20 protein-coding genes and 2 tRNA genes are annotated in these 14,887 nt (G+C 53.2%); all 22 read right to left on the reverse strand.

Annotation, left to right across the window (positions count from 1 at the left end; translation table 11 throughout):
- Positions 1–2: 2 nt before the first annotated feature.
- Complete coding sequence (gp17, locus tag V4835_RS15845; protein ID WP_331412782.1) at positions 3–350, reverse strand: tail completion protein gp17; 348 nt, start codon at positions 348–350, stop codon at positions 3–5.
- The gene (locus V4835_RS15850) at positions 347–796 is read right to left on the reverse strand and encodes an HK97-gp10 family putative phage morphogenesis protein (protein WP_331412783.1); all 450 of its coding nucleotides are present in this window, start codon (positions 794–796) and stop codon (positions 347–349) included. The genes gp17 and V4835_RS15850 overlap by 4 nt, the downstream gene beginning before the upstream one ends.
- Positions 793–1,131: a phage head closure protein gene (locus V4835_RS15855; protein ID WP_331412785.1), complete on the reverse strand. Its 339-nt coding sequence runs from the start codon at positions 1,129–1,131 to the stop codon at positions 793–795. Before V4835_RS15855 ends, V4835_RS15850 begins: the two co-directional genes overlap by 4 nt.
- A 9-nt stretch (positions 1,132–1,140) precedes the next feature.
- Positions 1,141–1,467 (reverse strand): head-tail connector protein, encoded by a 327-nt coding sequence (locus tag V4835_RS15860; protein ID WP_331412787.1) that lies wholly within the window; start codon positions 1,465–1,467, stop codon positions 1,141–1,143.
- Positions 1,467–1,667 carry a DUF7210 family protein gene (locus V4835_RS15865; RefSeq protein WP_045619486.1) on the reverse strand — a complete coding sequence of 67 codons (201 nt, stop codon included), beginning with the start codon at positions 1,665–1,667 and terminating at the stop codon, positions 1,467–1,469. The genes V4835_RS15860 and V4835_RS15865 overlap by 1 nt, the downstream gene beginning before the upstream one ends.
- 40 nt (positions 1,668–1,707) lie before the next feature.
- Entirely contained in the window at positions 1,708–2,919 is a 1,212-nt protein-coding gene (locus V4835_RS15870) for a phage major capsid protein (RefSeq protein ID WP_046091695.1), read from the reverse strand.
- 9 nt (positions 2,920–2,928) lie between these two features.
- Positions 2,929–3,777, reverse strand: a complete 849-nt coding sequence (locus V4835_RS15875) for a head maturation protease, ClpP-related (protein ID WP_063217331.1) — start codon at positions 3,775–3,777, stop codon at positions 2,929–2,931.
- Between the two features lie 13 nt (positions 3,778–3,790).
- Complete coding sequence (locus V4835_RS15880) at positions 3,791–5,095, reverse strand: phage portal protein (RefSeq protein WP_071283826.1); 1,305 nt, start codon at positions 5,093–5,095, stop codon at positions 3,791–3,793.
- Positions 5,095–6,831 carry a terminase large subunit gene (locus tag V4835_RS15885; RefSeq protein ID WP_069732454.1) on the reverse strand — a complete coding sequence of 579 codons (1,737 nt, stop codon included), beginning with the start codon at positions 6,829–6,831 and terminating at the stop codon, positions 5,095–5,097. Before V4835_RS15885 ends, V4835_RS15880 begins: the two co-directional genes overlap by 1 nt.
- On the reverse strand, positions 6,831–7,304 hold the full coding sequence (locus V4835_RS15890) for a phage terminase small subunit P27 family (RefSeq protein WP_331412794.1): 474 nt from the start codon (positions 7,302–7,304) through the stop codon (positions 6,831–6,833). Before V4835_RS15890 ends, V4835_RS15885 begins: the two co-directional genes overlap by 1 nt.
- A gap of 156 nt (positions 7,305–7,460) precedes the next feature.
- The gene (locus V4835_RS15895; RefSeq protein WP_194386065.1) at positions 7,461–7,811 is read right to left on the reverse strand and encodes an HNH endonuclease; all 351 of its coding nucleotides are present in this window, start codon (positions 7,809–7,811) and stop codon (positions 7,461–7,463) included.
- Positions 7,811–8,401, reverse strand: coding sequence for a hypothetical protein (locus tag V4835_RS15900; protein WP_442877316.1), 591 nt, complete (start codon positions 8,399–8,401; stop codon positions 7,811–7,813). The genes V4835_RS15895 and V4835_RS15900 overlap by 1 nt, the downstream gene beginning before the upstream one ends.
- On the reverse strand, positions 8,382–8,894 hold the full coding sequence (locus tag V4835_RS15905) for an HNH endonuclease signature motif containing protein (protein ID WP_182931751.1): 513 nt from the start codon (positions 8,892–8,894) through the stop codon (positions 8,382–8,384). The genes V4835_RS15900 and V4835_RS15905 overlap by 20 nt, the downstream gene beginning before the upstream one ends.
- Before the next feature lie 40 nt (positions 8,895–8,934).
- Positions 8,935–10,392 (reverse strand): glycosyltransferase family 2 protein, encoded by a 1,458-nt coding sequence (locus V4835_RS15910; protein WP_331412797.1) that lies wholly within the window; start codon positions 10,390–10,392, stop codon positions 8,935–8,937.
- A gap of 22 nt (positions 10,393–10,414) precedes the next feature.
- Complete coding sequence (locus V4835_RS15915) at positions 10,415–10,651, reverse strand: hypothetical protein (RefSeq protein ID WP_223603701.1); 237 nt, start codon at positions 10,649–10,651, stop codon at positions 10,415–10,417.
- A 3-nt stretch (positions 10,652–10,654) separates the two neighbouring features.
- On the reverse strand, positions 10,655–12,517 hold the full coding sequence (locus V4835_RS15920; protein WP_318155188.1) for an SGNH/GDSL hydrolase family protein: 1,863 nt from the start codon (positions 12,515–12,517) through the stop codon (positions 10,655–10,657).
- Between the two features lie 2 nt (positions 12,518–12,519).
- Positions 12,520–12,825: a hypothetical protein gene (locus V4835_RS15925; protein ID WP_331412801.1), complete on the reverse strand. Its 306-nt coding sequence runs from the start codon at positions 12,823–12,825 to the stop codon at positions 12,520–12,522.
- Complete coding sequence (locus V4835_RS15930; protein ID WP_202773277.1) at positions 12,822–13,043, reverse strand: hypothetical protein; 222 nt, start codon at positions 13,041–13,043, stop codon at positions 12,822–12,824. Before V4835_RS15930 ends, V4835_RS15925 begins: the two co-directional genes overlap by 4 nt.
- A gap of 44 nt (positions 13,044–13,087) precedes the next feature.
- On the reverse strand, positions 13,088–13,474 hold the full coding sequence (locus V4835_RS15935) for a M15 family metallopeptidase (RefSeq protein ID WP_249430983.1): 387 nt from the start codon (positions 13,472–13,474) through the stop codon (positions 13,088–13,090).
- Between the two features lie 8 nt (positions 13,475–13,482).
- Positions 13,483–14,112, reverse strand: a complete 630-nt coding sequence (locus tag V4835_RS15940) for a hypothetical protein (protein WP_331412807.1) — start codon at positions 14,110–14,112, stop codon at positions 13,483–13,485.
- Between the two features lie 568 nt (positions 14,113–14,680).
- Positions 14,681–14,755, reverse strand: a tRNA-Gly gene (locus V4835_RS15945).
- 3 nt (positions 14,756–14,758) lie between these two features.
- Positions 14,759–14,834: transfer RNA gene (locus V4835_RS15950), tRNA-Thr, on the reverse strand.
- Positions 14,835–14,887 lie beyond the last annotated feature (53 nt).

Below are 14,887 nucleotides of genomic sequence, written 5' to 3' on the forward strand. Positions count from 1 at the left end.
GGTTAAACGGTTACCTGAAATTCGAGCGTTGCCCGGTGATAGCGCAGATCAGGCTCATAGCCCGGTGTTTTCACAATGCTTTTCGGCTTCAGCACTTGCAGGGCATCAAGCGCCATATTCCTGATCGTGCGCGCTTCAGTGATGGTGCTGGAATAAACATCAACCTGCACAGAAACGGCTGATTCAGCCTGACCGCAGAGAACGTCAGCGGCCACGTCGGTAATAATCGAGAAAATTACCCAGGGCGGCGAGACTGAAGGCTTCCCGTCACTGCCGAGCGGCGCAACGTAGGGATAAACCTGCCCTCCGGCCAGCGGCGCCAGCAGAGGATAGAGATCTTCTTCCGTCATTTGCTTAATGCCTCGTCAATGGCCTGGTTCATGCGCCTGATCGCAACCTCCGTCGCCTGCTCCTGGCGAACATCGAACGCGGGACGAATGAAAGGGTGCGGTGGCATGTTAACGGTTCCCATTTCAACGAATCGCCAGTAAAAGGCGTTTCTCGGGTTCTTCGCCTTCATCGTGGTATCGCTGTTGCCGGTGCGCGGGTTAACGCCACGAATATGGACGCCGGAAGAAATTTCCCCGCGGCGACGGCTTTTTTGGGTCACCACCACCACGTTTTTTTTCAGTTTCCCGGTACGCACCGGAGCGCGGGCGATCACTTCTTCCTTAAGCACTTCGGCGCCAGCGCGCGTGGCATCACGCAGAACCTTGTTGTTTTCAGCGCGGCTAAGCGCCTCCAAATCCTTTGCGATGTCATTCAACCCGGAGAAATCGAGGCTCGTTTCAATCATTTTTCGGCCCCCTGCTTGCATAAAATTTCGAGCTGAACACCGCGAGAATCTGGAATCGGTGGGCCAATGATATTCAAAATAGCGCCTTTGAACGGCCCTGTTTCAACCATGAGTCTGGAAGCTGCAGTGATATCACGGCGAAATCGAGTCCATACCCTGATGGTGGCAACGGCGGTTTCAGCGCCTGAGGCTACCTGTTCACGGCCACTGATACCTTTTACTTCTGCCCAGGTTTCTGCGCCGTCATGCCATGTTTCAACAGGCTGACCAGAAGGATCACGCGATGTTGTGATGTTCTGAATTACCACCCTGTCTCTTAGTCTTCCGGCCTGCATAAAGTCCTCCTATACCCCGTAAATTCGGTATGGCTGCAGCAAGGCTTCAACTGCAAACGGGACCTCTGCAACGGTCTGACCGACGGAAACTGATTCTCTGTTGGCATACCAGTGACCTATCAGCAATAACATGGCCGCTTTAACATCATCATTCAGTAGAATCGGGGCCGGGTCGTCTGCGTAGCCAGGGGAGCTTTGGTTTTCATAGAGCGTTCGCCTTGTCCATGTCTGGACGTAACGCGCCGCCGCACCAGTGTATAAAGTCAGCAGGGCATCGTCTCCGGAAAAATCGGTATCAATGCGGCAGTGCTGTTTCACCACATCAAGGTCGACCATTATTTTTTCGCCTTCTTGTCCGCTTTTACTTCCGGCTGTTCCTGCTGCTGTTCCTGCTCCGCAGGATTTTCAGATTCATCAAGCATCGCATAGCCTTTTTTGATGAGCTCGCGACCGTGCTGTTCCAGAGTTTCCAGCGGAAGCCCTTCTGTAACGACGGTACCGCCGAAATAAATCGGTTTGAGTGCGATCAGTTTCATTTTCCCACCTGTGAAAGCGGCCCGAAGGCCGCAGTGTTTATTAGCTACCTGAGCCAGTGCTGAAAGAGCCATACACGAACGCTTCAGGGCGTTTGACGGCCAGCGCCAGACGTTCCTCGCAACGGATGGTGATCATGTTTTTCTCGAAGTCGTCGGCGTTCTCCGTGGAGATAACCACGTTCGCATCTTCGCGGTCGAAGATTTGCGCCCCAGCGTTGAAAGCACCAGTCAGGAATTTACCCTGGAAGGCCGCCGCTTCCGTGGCTACAACCGGCAAGCCCCAAAGCGTCGGCCCAGTCAGCGCCGCAGGGTTAGCCAGAATGTATCGGCCCAGGCTGTCTTTGGTCAGTTCGATCCGCGCCCAGTCAATGAAGTGAAGAACGTGGCCGGATGCCGGGAAACGCGCCAGTTGCGCCTGCAGCATTGCCAGACGCAGATCGTCAATACCGCTCTGCTGTTCTACAGTAAACGCCGGGTTAAATGCTGACGCCTGAGGAACAATGCCATGCAGATGCACGCCGGTACCATCACCGAAGAGAATTTCCTGCTCTTCCGCGTACTTCAGTCCGTAGCGCATTTCTGCATCAACGGTTGACTGCAGCTGTGCGAAGTCATCAAGGATCTGCTTTGAGGCTTTGAACAGGTGAGCGATGGTGCTTACGCCAGTGATTTTCGGCGTAAACTCAATTTCGCTGTATGGTTTCTGTGTATTTTCAGGAACCACTTTCGCGTTGTTGGTAAAGCCAGTCTGTTGCACCCAGAAAATAGCAGGGGAGGAAGTGCGACCAGGCGCAATCAGATCGCGGATGAACAGGCGCTGCTTCGGTGCCGTATCGATGCCCGGAATTCGCTGGGGTTCGATAACGCCATCAGGCACATCAGCAGAAGTCAGTGCCGCCTTAACCGGGATACTGATACGTTTGCCACCTTCCACCCCGGAGGCAAAGGTTTTCAGCGCTTCAGCAGAGATCACCTGCTGGCCGATTGACTCCACAACATGCTTCGCGTTTGCCAGCGGCATCTGGGCAACATGTTGCTCCAGTTCGCCCATAGCTGCCTTCAGCGTTTTTTCTGCCTCACGCAGGGCGTTGAACTCAGAAGCCATTTTATCGACGGCTGCCTTTGTTTCTTCTGACAGCTTGCCGGACTTCTGCGCCTCCTTCACTGCTTCTTCTGCTTTCGCGTTGAACTTGCCGGTTGCCTCTTCAATGCTGGCCGTGACTTTTTTCAGAATATCGTTTACTTCAGACATAAAGGGTCCTTATTTGACTAACGCCGCCAGGGCGCTTTCAAGTGAATTGATGGTTTCAGGTTTGATGTCTTCGGCAGCGCCCGGCGTACCGTCGTTGGTGGTGACAGCGCCAGGCATGCCACCGGATAAGGCTTTAATCAGTTTTCTGCGCTCAGAGCGCGGGGTGTTGGTCTTGGCCAGCAATGCATCAAGTTTGCGAAGCGCGGCTGCAGGCGATTCGTCGCCGTCGCTGACCGCATCAGCAGAAAGCAAGCTGTCTGCCAGTCCCTTCGCTACTGCATCACTGCCGCCGATATAGCTTTCCGCGTCCATCAGCTTCTGCACAGCGGCCATATCAAGGCCGGAGCGCGCCGCGTAGATGTCAGCCATAGCGGTATCGAAGGGTTCCAGTGACTGTGCCAGTTCAGCAAAATCATGGCGGTTTCCCATCGCGTATACCCAACAGTTGTGGATCATCAGGAAGGCACCGCGGCCAATCTGAATATCATCCCCGGCCATCGCAATTATCGAGGCGGCGCTGGCGGCAATGCCCAGCACCTTCACCGTTACACGGCCTTCGTATTCTCGGAGCAAGTTATAAATAGCCAGACCTTCGAACATGTCGCCGCCCGGTGAGTTGATATTCACCGTAACGTCGGCGCCGTTCATAGCCCGAAGCGCACCGGCAATACGTTTAGCGGTTACCCCTTCGCCCCAGTAGTCCTGCCCGATAACATCAAAAACAGAAATGCTGTTATCGTCGGTGGCCGCCGCTTTGATCCCGCCGTCCCAGCGGTCCAGTGCGGACGGTAATGTTTCACAGGTAACGCGCGCGCAGGGGCGACCCGCCGGTGCTACCGGAAGTTGTTTTTTGCTCATCAGGAAAGTGCTCCTAAGCGGCCTGTTTCAGCGGAGATTGTTCAAAGGAAATATCGGGGAATACGTGGTTATGCAGCTCTCGCAGGGCCAGTGCCTGAACAGCAGGGTTGCTGCTTTCGAGATTTTTCAGTTGCGTCAGGTTGAGCTGAACGGTGTAAATATCTCCTCCTTCAATTGGCGGCATGTTCTCAAGACGACGAACGTCATTACGGGACATCCAGCCATTTTGAAGCGCGCTGGTATAGTATGCCGCGCGACCGGCACTATCGGCTCGCAGTAGACCTTCAACAGAGAACTCTGCAAACACTTCATCATCGCTGTCGAGTAAGCACCGGCCAATTTCCTGCTCAATATTCACCAGCAGCGGTCGAAGGGTATGAGTCAGAAACTGCAGGTTCATCCCTTCCAGGCTGGATGCCCAGCTGCTTTGTTTCGTGGTGTGACCAACCATGAAAGGCGGCACGCGAAACCAGCGGCAGATCTCCTCAATGCTAAATGCGCGGCTTTCGAGCATCTGAGCATCTTCCGGGTTCATGGTCACGCCCTGATATTTCAGGCCGCCTTCAAGAACCATAATTTTTCCGGCGTTTTTGGAGCCGGTGAATGATGCCATATAGCCACGAAGTCTTTCACGTTGATCGTCTGTCAGCGCATTATCAGCGGAGAGAAAACCTGAGCTCTGCAGACCCTGCTCGAATATTTTCGCCGCGGACTCTTCAACGGCCATTGCTGAACCGATGACATCCCGGCCAGTCTTCATCGGCATCATGCCGCAAACACCGTCCAGACCGAACCCGCGAATGTGCATGATGTTTTTGACCGGAATGACGCGCTCGTTTCCGTTTTCAGTGTATTTGTATTCCAGCGCCCCGGTAGTGAGACGTTTAACCACCATGTTCTGCGGCAACAAAGGCACCAGAGAAACCAGGCGGTTTGCGATGAATTTCTTCTCAATAAAGGCGTTCCCGCGCAGACAAATACTGGCGACCACCATCAACATAAAGCGTGATGGTGTCATTTCTGAATTGGGTCGGCGGCACAGTATCGAATAGGCCGGATGATCGGTTGCCGCTTTACGCGAACCGTCAGGCTGTCGAACGTATATTTTCAGCGGAAGGGTTGAAATAGACTCGCTTAACAGTCTTACGCATGCCCACACAGCCGATAGCTGGATGGCTTTATCGGCCGTGACCACCTTTCCGCTGCTGCTGGTGCCAAACCATTCCTCCCAGAACGTGCCGGTAGTCAGGCTGATAGGCACACCAAGCCAGTTAAGCAGAGCGCTTTTCACCCTGCCTGGCTGTTTGTTTTTTTTCATCAGAAACCTACCATGATGGGATTATTGAAGAATCCGGAGAGATCCTGCTGGTCGTTGCCACCGTTAACCAGAACTCGGCTCATTGCTGTGAACAATGCCGCCGGGCCATCAATCTTGGCCTCTGGTGTGGACTTGTTCGGGAAAATGTTCTCGTTCCGGTCAGGTTTGACGGTTACGTTGGACATCATCCAGTTCATTACCGGGTGATCGCTGTGATGGAACCGGCCACCGTATACCAGTGCTTCGACCTCTTTCATCGCCTCAGAGAAATTGCGAACCGTCTGCGGTACCTCCACCAGCGGCAGCCCTTCTTCTGCCAGCGCAAGGCTGAACTGCGTAGCACTCCACGGGTCGAAGCCAATTTCTTTCAGACTCTCGCCAGCAACCCACACCTGCAGCTCTTCCTTAATCTGAGCATGGTCGATTACATCCCCGTCGGTAAGGATCAGCTTGTCCATCTCGGCCCACTTACGATACAGCTCTGCCATCTGGCGTGAACATTTCTCAAGACGTCCTTCCGGCAGCCAGAATTTAAAATCCGCATGAACGTGGCCACCTGGCGCGCGCCAGACTTTAGCAGCTGCACAGATATCAATTTTGTTTGAAAGGTCAACGCCCACCCAGGAGGGATAGGTTTTAAGTTCGTGCTGCGGGGCGATAAAATCGCATTTTTCCCATTTCATCATGTCCATCCAGGCAGACTCAGCGGTAACCCAGATATTCATGTGTTTGGTGAAGAAGTTAATCCTGGCCGAAACCTGCTCTTTCGCCTTTTTAGCCAGGCGGCGCAGGTCATCCCAGCGCTTACAGATACCCAGCCCCGGATTCGCCTTCTGCCAGACTTTTTCATCAAAGGGATCGTCACCTTCATCTAAGGTGTAGATGATGGCAAAAAACGTATCGTCTTTAACCAGGCCGCGCAGGACCTTGATTGCGTAATCGCGTAGTTCGTAACAAATGCCTTCTTTGTTGAAGCCGGCGGTGGTGATACCGAAAAGCAGCGATTGAAGGCGCGCGCCGGTGGCCGTCTCCAGAACGTCCCAGACGTCACGGGTTTTATGAGCATGCAGCTCGTCAACGATGGCACAGTGGATGTTCAGGCCGTCGAGGTTGTTCGCATCTGATGATAAAGGCTCGAATTTGGAAGCCGTTTGCTCCTGGTAGATAGCGAGCTTGTTGAATTCGAAGATTCGCCCAAGAGTGGCCTTCGCCTTCTTGACCATATTTTTCGCGTCTTCAAAAACAATTCGCGCCTGGTCACGGGTGGTGGCAGCAGAATAAACCTCCGCCCCGCCCTCGCCGTCAGCGCCAGCCATATAGAGCCCCACGCCGGAGCAAAGTGTTGATTTGGCATTTTTACGGGCCACCTCAACATCTGCTGTACGGAAACGCCGAACCATCACCGGCCGACCGCTGCCGTCGTTACGCAGGACGGTTTCCCCCGTCTCTTCGTTCACCAGCGGGATAACAAAGCCAAAAATATTAATCAGGATGAAAACATGCCAGTCCATCAGCTCAATAGCCTGGCCTGCCAGAGCGCCTTTTACGTGAGGCACAAAATTATAGAAATTCAGAATGTGCTGCGCGCGCGGCTCACTGAAGAAAATACCGCGCTCTTCGCCGTGTGCCAGATCGTCAAGAAAACGCTGGCAGGCAAGGCGCACATACTCACAGGCAATAATTTCCCCCGCCACCACCCTCTCGGCGTAGCGGATGCCTTCTGCAACCTTAGCCATTAATCCCTCGCTTTCATAAACTCGGCCAGCGGGTCAACCGCATCAGGACCTTTTGCATTCACCTTAGAGCGGCTTGCTGGCGTCATGCCGAACTCACCGAGCATGGCGCGCAGTCGTTTCCAGGCATCAGCTTTCATGATGGCCGCCGGGTGAGCCTTGATCAGCACATCCCCGCTCTGTGTTTCGGTCCGGTAGGTGTAGCCCTCAACTTCAAGCGTGTCGCAGTGATGCCGGTATTCGGTATAGGCCTCAACCAGCAGCTCAAGGGCTCTGGCGTCCAGCTGAGACATCACACCGATAGCATCAAGCTCGTCGGCCATCCGTTTAAACCAGTATTTCCCCTGCTTGTCGAAATGCTTCGGCGTTGGGGGTACCCCTGAAGTGGGTTTTGGTTCGTTCTCATTGATCGGGCGTTTTGATGGGTTACCCCTCACCAAACGTAGATGGGTCGGGGTTTTCGGTGGTCCAGACATAATCGAAAACTCCTATTAATCATCGAATGGGGGATCCCATAAAAAAGTTTTCTAACCTGCGGCGATGTGAAAAGAGGTTAGGCGGCGGTCCTTTGGCGCGTCGTTCCTGAACTTTCAACCCGCCCTCCCCTCTGTCGATTCAAATGAGAATTCATGTCATTTGAGTCTTTCGACCGCTGTCTTCGCCCTGTGGCAAGGCTTGCAGAGGCTTTCGAGGTTGGACAGGTCATCGGTCCCCCCATTTGCTTTGGCGGCGATGTGGTCCACCGTCTCAGCGGGTGTATACCTTCCATTTCGCAGGCATTCCTGACAAAGGTGTTTATCTCTGTCGAGAACGATTGGGCGCAGCCTGTCCCACTTGCTGCCATAACCTCGCTGATGCCTGCTCTGTCCTCGCTGATGCTGCTGCCAGCCTTCGTTAAGGTGCTTGGGACAATAGCCTGAGCGGTCTGTGGTTGTGCCAGGGCAGCCACGCTTGCGGCATGCTCTCGGTATTAACGCAGGCATCAGGCTAACCTCCACGCCCGGCGGCGTTCTGTGCGTGGCGCTGAGTCAGGGTGACGCTCAACTGTCGGCATGTCGGCGTGATCCACCAGCGAGTAACACGGATAAATCACCCGGCCACCGAATGCCTCACCGACGGCGTAATCAGCTGCCAGCGTTTTATTCCAGGTGCTGAGCATGCGTCCCAGCCTGCCCTGAGGAGGGCTGTAACATACGCCGTGAATCAGTTTGCTTAATACGATGTGGTCACCACAGACGCGATCAGCATCCACCAGCATTCCGGCAATCTCTTTCTGATACTGCGGCGGTCGGCCAGTACCGAGATAAAAGCTCAGCATGTCGTCAGGGAAGCGCACCAGCCAGTCAGTTACCTTATCGGTGAAGCCCTGCACAGGAAGCGCGTCGTCTTCCAACACTACTACCCGGCAAGGTTGCTCAGCAGCCCATTCGATAGCGCGACGATGATTCCAGTTAGCGCCGCGGTTACCTTCATCAATAAGCAGGTGAGCATTCAGCAGCGCAGCAAGACGTTGTGCATGACCTATGCGAGAGACATGGCCAACAACGCAGAACTTAATATCTGTCAGCATCATTATGGGTAAACACCTTGTTGCGGGCTCGACGTGCAGCTTCAGCTGCCAACTCTGCTGTTTCATGGAACCCAGCGTGATAACGCTTTCCTTCATGATTGCAGTAAGCAAGCCATTTATTTTTTTGTTTATTCCACGATACGCCGCGATATCCAGAAGTTGAGCGGGAATCAACAACACATTGGTTCTCTGCGTTTTGCTTTGGTGATACGAGTCGGAGGTGATGAGGATTTACACATAAGGTGTTGTGACAGATATGGTCTATATACTTACCTTCCGGTATTGGCCCAATATGCATCTCCCAAGAAACCCGGTGGGCCAGAAGAACCTTCGGGTTACCTGAGGCATTTCGATCTGTACCAATAACCCCATAAGTTAACTTTCTTTCTCCGCTACCGCCCTTCACTGTTGCGGCACACCAGCACCAACAATCATCTTCACCTTTTTTATCAACCTTTATCCAAAATCTCTCTTCAATCGTCTTTCTTGCGGCCATGACAATGCCTCCCGGTTAAAGGATTTTCAGGATAATGAAATTATTTATGGCGCCAGAAAGCGTACTCTTTACCGACACCATCGGACTTAAAAATAGTGTGGATGCGCGGGCCGGTGACAATGCGATCGCCAAACGATTTAGCAACAATGCCAAAAGCGATCATATCCCCCACCGCGGCGCCAGCCTGTTCTTTCTTCCAGAAACGATAACTCTCTATCCGGTAGTAAAGACGGATGATGCCGTGAGCGAACGCCATGACATCAGCACGGGAGCCACCCAGCAGGCCAGCATTAAGCATCACATCGTTGCGGTGCGCTTCGATGAACTCCTGATAGATACGCTCAGGATGATTCTGCTTTGCCCATGCGTCGGCGTATGTCTTCGGTTCTGAACCGACATAAACCTTGCCGGGCTGCATTTCTTCCCACGGTGCGCGAAGCATTTCGACATCGGTCCCATCGGTACACCAGACGAAACGGTATTCAGGATGATCGCGCAGGTGCTGCCAGATGTGCAGCCAGCGCCGGAAGTAGACATTCATCTTCACGTCAGTGACGCGATACAGCTCAACGTCTGCCGGTGCCGTCTGCAGCTCATCCACCAGCGCGATACGGCCACAATTCCGAAGCGATAACGCCCACCTACTCAACATGTCAGGAGAGGTGGTCATTTTCGTACCGCGCTGCGGGTCAGGCTGACTGGTGAGCAGCGTTGTGATAACCACGTCGCGCTGGCGCCGGTACTCCACATAACCGGTAAACCCGGTATCACGCCGTTCGTTGTGGATTTTAACGTTACGTTCCACCAGCGCCTGCCTGTCTGGTTTCGGTACCGAACGCTCCACTGCCTCATGCTCATCGAGAGAATGAATCAGCTTTTCTGAACCGACGACATCAGCGTAAGCCCACGTAGTCAGTCCTGCGTTATGGATGCGCAAGGCGAGGTCGCTGTGCTCGTACATGCCGCGACCATAAACCGGATCGAATCCGCCCACCTTCTCGATCGCGCTGCGGTGGTAGTACAGCATCACGCCGCGCTGCCCGGTGTACGCCACATGCTGATCGTCACGGTAAAGCACCGAAAGGTCATTCAACTTATTGCGGCCAGCCAGATCGAGAAACTGGTAAGCCAGATGTGGCTCGGGTGATTCGATGTAGGGAAGATGCCAGTTATCGGCGATGGGCCAGGCGTCATCATCCCATAAAAACAGATGCTCGCACCCAGCATCCATAAGGACTGACAGGCTGGCGTTCTTCGAAGCAACAATCCCGAGTGATGTTTCATGGCGATGCAGTTGTACGCTGTCGGGCGCTATCGCTGCAGGTTTTGAACCATCATCGACCACCACCACCAGCGCGCCGGCGGGAAGATGCTTCATGTGCTGTTCGAGTGCTCGTTTTAATACGTCTGCGCGCTGATGTGTCGAGATGGCAATGCCGATGCGAGAGGAAGTGACGCTAGCGGGAACGTATGGGGTACCATTAATTGTAACTTGCATATATACCCACTTTATAAATTAACTACCAGCGTGTTACCGCCACTTTAACTTTCCATGGATTTGTGCACCACAACCAGATTTTATTTGGCGGTGTCACAATTAGCCTGTCTCTCACATAATCCCCAGAATTTTTATCTGGCGATATTTCTGAATCTGCAAAACTAATCGCATCACTACCTAAAACACTTATTAGCGCGCTGTTTGCACCATTTGTAATCTGAACAGGAACAGAGCCAATAGTAATAATCTCAGTAGCCATAATTCACTCCGCGTTAACATTTCTTTCCACCCGAATAATTACTGATGTCAGCGTTATTGTCTGTCCACTGTCATTTTGCAGACCAACCATCACTCCCTGAGTTGTGAATGGGTCTGCCACGCCTGATGTATATGAACGCAGAACAGTATCGCGATTACTGATATCCGTTCCCGACACCTTTACCGTGGAGGCTGAGCCTATCACCGTCACCGCATCCGGGCGGCGAGTCTGTATTTTCCATTCGCGAGCTGTACCCGCAGCGCCACCTACCGTTCCCGTTATACGAATAGTAAATGTCACACCAGACGGTTTAATACGCGCCGGAAATTTCAGTAGACCAGCCGACAGACTCAGGCCAGCTGTACCACCCGTCTGCTGAGTAATACCAGCGAGGGAAAGGAAATTCAGAAACGCGGCGTTGGCTACAGTCTGGCTTCCTGACCAGTTGAAAATATCCAGCTGGAAACCATCCGGCGTATCGCGGTAAGGCGTCGCGATGCCGAAACCGGTAATTTCCGATATTGCACATGCCAGCCGGGAACCACGGAACCAGTGCCCGGCATCGTTCGGATGCACTAAATCGCCGTCAGTGTACAGCTGCTTATTGTTAACGTTGATCCAGTCATTAACATCAATGAACGGAACAGCCGCTTCTGAGCAGAGATTCATCAATGCAGTACGCACAGCAGAAATCTGAGTTGTCGATCCAACTGGCGTTGCCGGGCCTATCTGAATGATTCTGGCAAGAGGGCAGAGCTGACGAATGAGCGCCACGGATGCGCGCCAGTTCGTTTGCAGCAATGTGATATTCCCACCGGGTGCGTCGTTATAGCCGAGCGCGAGCGTGATAATCTCGGGCTTGTACGTGATGCTTGTCAGCTTGTTCTGAATGCGTTGCTGCGGCTGAGTGGAGCCTGATGATGTCCAGCCAGCGCCGCCGATGCCGTCTGCGATGCCATCAAGCCCAAGCGAATCGCACATGACACGGAACTCAGCAAAGTTAGCCTGCCCCGCCCCGTTGCCGAAAGTGTACGAATCGCCCAGCTGCCAGATGAACGGCCTGTTACTGCCGGCCGGATACCATACGCCGTATTTACTGCCTGTATTCACCCCGCCGAACGCCATGTTTAACCCGCTCAGGCGATACGTGCGAGGCTTTGCAACACCCGACCAGTCAATAGTGTAAATATATGGCTGACCCGACGCGTCTGTTCTCACGCTTTTGTTTGCGATTCGCTGCCCATCTACAAATAAATCGTACTGCGAGTTAAATCCTGTGAATCGAAAATCCAGCGCAGGGGCATCGCTGACAAACTCGATAATCGCCTGTGTATCCACACCCCAGGACGTATTTCCGCGATAGCCAGAGGCTACGTCTTTTGGTGAGTAGCCGATGAATTTGAATGCGGCGTCAGTGCGCCCCCACGTCACACCACCCATGGAGCGCGCAACGCTGGCATTCCATGTCAGCGTGAATGTCGCGCCAGTACCTGTTCCTCCAGTTACTGAAACAGGGTTGACTGGCACTGTTGAATACACGCCCGCTGTATCAACTGCAACGGCTGTGATGGTTCCGTTCGCGTCAACAGCAGTGATTTTGAGTTTTGCTACTGCAGCAAACACGCCGCCGGAAACTGTCAGTGTTTCGCCGGAAACATACCCCGCCCCACCCGCTGCGATAGTCACACCAGATACACCAGTTCCCTTTGTGAGGGTAGCTATCGGTGGGCTGGACATGACAGGTACTGGCCCCGTCATGACGGGTGCTTTTTGCATCTGCCTGACCTGCGACATCCATTCTGCAAGTGGGCGCTGTGTCGCTGTTCCGACTGCGGCAACGGAAACCGTCTGGTTATTCATCGGCATAATCAGTACCTCGCTGCGCTGAATGGCACGGCAGCCGCGCAAAATACAGAAACCGCTTTGGTTGAACGGCCTTCGTAGTAACCCAGCGGAGAAAGTGCGTAGCTACCCGGAGCGAACGCGGCAGCGGCCCCACCGGTATCGTTGAACCACAGCATTTCGGTCTGTGACAGGTTCTGTAGTCTGTATTCAGTTGCATCTGCCTTTTCAGGCATGATCGTTAATGCAGTTGCGGCGGTTGTTGTGCCGCTGAAATCAGTCAGGCCAACTGCGGGGGACGGTTTATTATCGACGGGGAAACGCGTTGTCATGAGTCTTTCACCATTGCGAGCCAGTAGCGGGTGCCGCCAGTTAACAGATAGAGCTGAGAGTCGCCCTTCTCACTGGCGGTAACAAAATAAAATCCCTGCGCAGAGGCCGGGATATCGGCTTCGGTGGGTACGGTGGTTATCACCGGTACAGGGGTGCCACCGCCACCTCCTGATTGCTGCCCGCCGATAACGGGCGCGCCAGGGATGATAATCGCCATAACAGAATAATCCTTTGAGAAATTTGCCACGAGGCTCGCTGTGTCTATGCCGGATACTTATCAAACGGCAGTTGCATGTGGGGACCATCCTTCAGACTCTTCCAGTCTCCACCCCATTCCACGGGGATTTTCAGCTCAATACTGGCCGCTTTGAATGCATCTGCAATCTGGCGGTAATACGTCATATCCCATGACCCGGCCGGGGTTGGGTAGGCGTACACATCCACAGCGTGCCCGGTAATGTGACGACTATTCATCGTCTGACTCTTACCTTCAGCAACCAGCTGCTTCTGGCGCTCTATGGTGCGAAGACCCTCTGTGATACCAAAATCGACAGGAGATAATTCAAGAGCACGACGCACAACCTTTACCAGGTCTGGATGGACGCCAACCAGTTTTGTCTCGCTGCGCTGTGAAAATTTGTAAGCCATAACCACCCCTACTTAATAACCCGCTCCGCCGCCTGCTTGATGCGCAGCTTAATGTAATCCTCATTTTCCGGACGCTCCGCAAACCCGATAACCAGCATGCCGATCATCGTGCCGAATTGCGGAGGAATTGCCGCTGCACAAACCCATACCACCCCACTATCACGGGCTGTCTTTCCTACAGCAGTGGTAGCTACGTGTTTCCAGCAGTTAGTTTTGTTGTCGATGAGACTGATAAACTCAATCGTCAACTGAGAGTAAGGCCTGAGAATTAAATCGCCCGTACCAATCAGATTATCCAGCTCCCGTTCACGCTCCCGGACGTAGAGCGCACGTCGCTGGTTCTTCTCCAGATTAAGTGACCACACAGATGCGGCAACGGCACCTGTGTCAGCCATGAGGCGCGTTATCTCTGGCTTAATTGCTTTTTCGTCAATCTGCGGAGTGCCGAAGGCGACCATTGCCGAATACGCAAGCTCCCTTCGGTGCTCATACGATAGGTATGCAACGATAGAGAAAGTTACCAGCACAATGAGAATAGCCAGACGCTTCCAGCTGTTCACAAAATGGATGAGGGACCAGACATAATGAATCAGACCACCCTGCTGGTTAGGTGGCGGGTTATTTTCCTGTTGGGACATTTTTTCTCCGGTAGCCATACCGGTACACCGGAGGCGGAAATAAAAAAGCCCCGGCAGACGCGGGGCAAAAAAAAGCCCCTGGTCGGGGCTATCAGACAAATATGATGCTCAGAGACAAATCAGGATTTCACATCATTACATCTGAGAAAATAGTTGGTTTGTAACAGAGTGCGGTGCCGGGTGCCTCCCGGTGAGCCGTTGGTCAGCCACCGTGACTCGCCTGAGCATAAAAGAGATAACAAAGAATTGCTGTTTGGCCCCTCCGCGTAGGGGGGTTCACCGCACAAAATAAATTTAAACCATTAGTCCTGACTGTGAATGTTCAAATAAGAATAAATCTCTGTAAAAAAATAAAAAACCGCCGAAGCGAGGCTATTTGAATTTGAGGCACCTCATCCAACAAACCACCCGAGGTTAACTGGATTTCACGAGATGCTTTTGGATGAGCGCTGAACCCAAAGGTCAGTATTTTCACACAGCAATTTTGCAAAAAGCAGCGCCCATTCAAAACTGGGGCGCTTTTCAGTCACTCCGGGTATCCCATCATCGCAGACCGAAAAGCTTTAACTGGAGCGGGCAGCGGGAATCGAACCCGCATCATCAGCTTGGAAGGCTGAGGTAATAGCCATTATACGATGCCCGCAAATGGTGCCGACTACCGGAATCGAACTGGTGACCTACTGATTACAAGTCAGTTGCTCTACCTACTGAGCTAAGTCGGCATTGGTCCGCCACCGGGGCCTCGAACCTCGTACTACAACATAAAGTTGCCGCT

Source organism: Enterobacter cloacae complex sp. CARB60 (genome assembly GCF_036487345.1).
Classification (GTDB): Bacteria; Pseudomonadota; Gammaproteobacteria; order Enterobacterales; family Enterobacteriaceae; genus Enterobacter; species Enterobacter asburiae_D.

Bases quoted from the DNA above. Each gene is read 5' to 3' on its own strand.
- V4835_RS15885 (WP_069732454.1), bottom strand. From the start codon at position 6,831: ATGGCTAAGGTTGCAGAAGGCATCCGCTACGCCGAGAGGGTGGTGGCG.
- V4835_RS15870 (WP_046091695.1), bottom strand. From the start codon at position 2,919: ATGTCTGAAGTAAACGATATTCTGAAAAAAGTCACGGCCAGCATTGAA.
- V4835_RS15925 (WP_331412801.1), bottom strand. From the start codon at position 12,825: ATGACAACGCGTTTCCCCGTCGATAATAAACCGTCCCCCGCAGTTGGC.
- V4835_RS15855 (WP_331412785.1), bottom strand. From the start codon at position 1,131: ATGCAGGCCGGAAGACTAAGAGACAGGGTGGTAATTCAGAACATCACA.
- V4835_RS15880 (WP_071283826.1), bottom strand. From the start codon at position 5,095: ATGAAAAAAAACAAACAGCCAGGCAGGGTGAAAAGCGCTCTGCTTAAC.
- V4835_RS15910 (WP_331412797.1), bottom strand. From the start codon at position 10,392: ATGCAAGTTACAATTAATGGTACCCCATACGTTCCCGCTAGCGTCACT.
- V4835_RS15860 (WP_331412787.1), bottom strand. From the start codon at position 1,467: ATGGTCGACCTTGATGTGGTGAAACAGCACTGCCGCATTGATACCGAT.
- V4835_RS15890 (WP_331412794.1), bottom strand. From the start codon at position 7,304: ATGTCTGGACCACCGAAAACCCCGACCCATCTACGTTTGGTGAGGGGT.
- V4835_RS15850 (WP_331412783.1), bottom strand. From the start codon at position 796: ATGATTGAAACGAGCCTCGATTTCTCCGGGTTGAATGACATCGCAAAG.
- V4835_RS15920 (WP_318155188.1), bottom strand. From the start codon at position 12,517: ATGCCGATGAATAACCAGACGGTTTCCGTTGCCGCAGTCGGAACAGCG.
- V4835_RS15930 (WP_202773277.1), bottom strand. From the start codon at position 13,043: ATGGCGATTATCATCCCTGGCGCGCCCGTTATCGGCGGGCAGCAATCA.
- V4835_RS15940 (WP_331412807.1), bottom strand. From the start codon at position 14,112: ATGTCCCAACAGGAAAATAACCCGCCACCTAACCAGCAGGGTGGTCTG.
- V4835_RS15865 (WP_045619486.1), bottom strand. From the start codon at position 1,667: ATGAAACTGATCGCACTCAAACCGATTTATTTCGGCGGTACCGTCGTT.
- V4835_RS15915 (WP_223603701.1), bottom strand. From the start codon at position 10,651: ATGGCTACTGAGATTATTACTATTGGCTCTGTTCCTGTTCAGATTACA.
- gp17 (WP_331412782.1), bottom strand. From the start codon at position 350: ATGACGGAAGAAGATCTCTATCCTCTGCTGGCGCCGCTGGCCGGAGGG.
- V4835_RS15895 (WP_194386065.1), bottom strand. From the start codon at position 7,811: ATGCCTGCGTTAATACCGAGAGCATGCCGCAAGCGTGGCTGCCCTGGC.
- V4835_RS15935 (WP_249430983.1), bottom strand. From the start codon at position 13,474: ATGGCTTACAAATTTTCACAGCGCAGCGAGACAAAACTGGTTGGCGTC.
- V4835_RS15875 (WP_063217331.1), bottom strand. From the start codon at position 3,777: ATGAGCAAAAAACAACTTCCGGTAGCACCGGCGGGTCGCCCCTGCGCG.
- V4835_RS15905 (WP_182931751.1), bottom strand. From the start codon at position 8,894: ATGGCCGCAAGAAAGACGATTGAAGAGAGATTTTGGATAAAGGTTGAT.
- V4835_RS15900 (WP_442877316.1), bottom strand. From the start codon at position 8,401: ATGATGCTGACAGATATTAAGTTCTGCGTTGTTGGCCATGTCTCTCGC.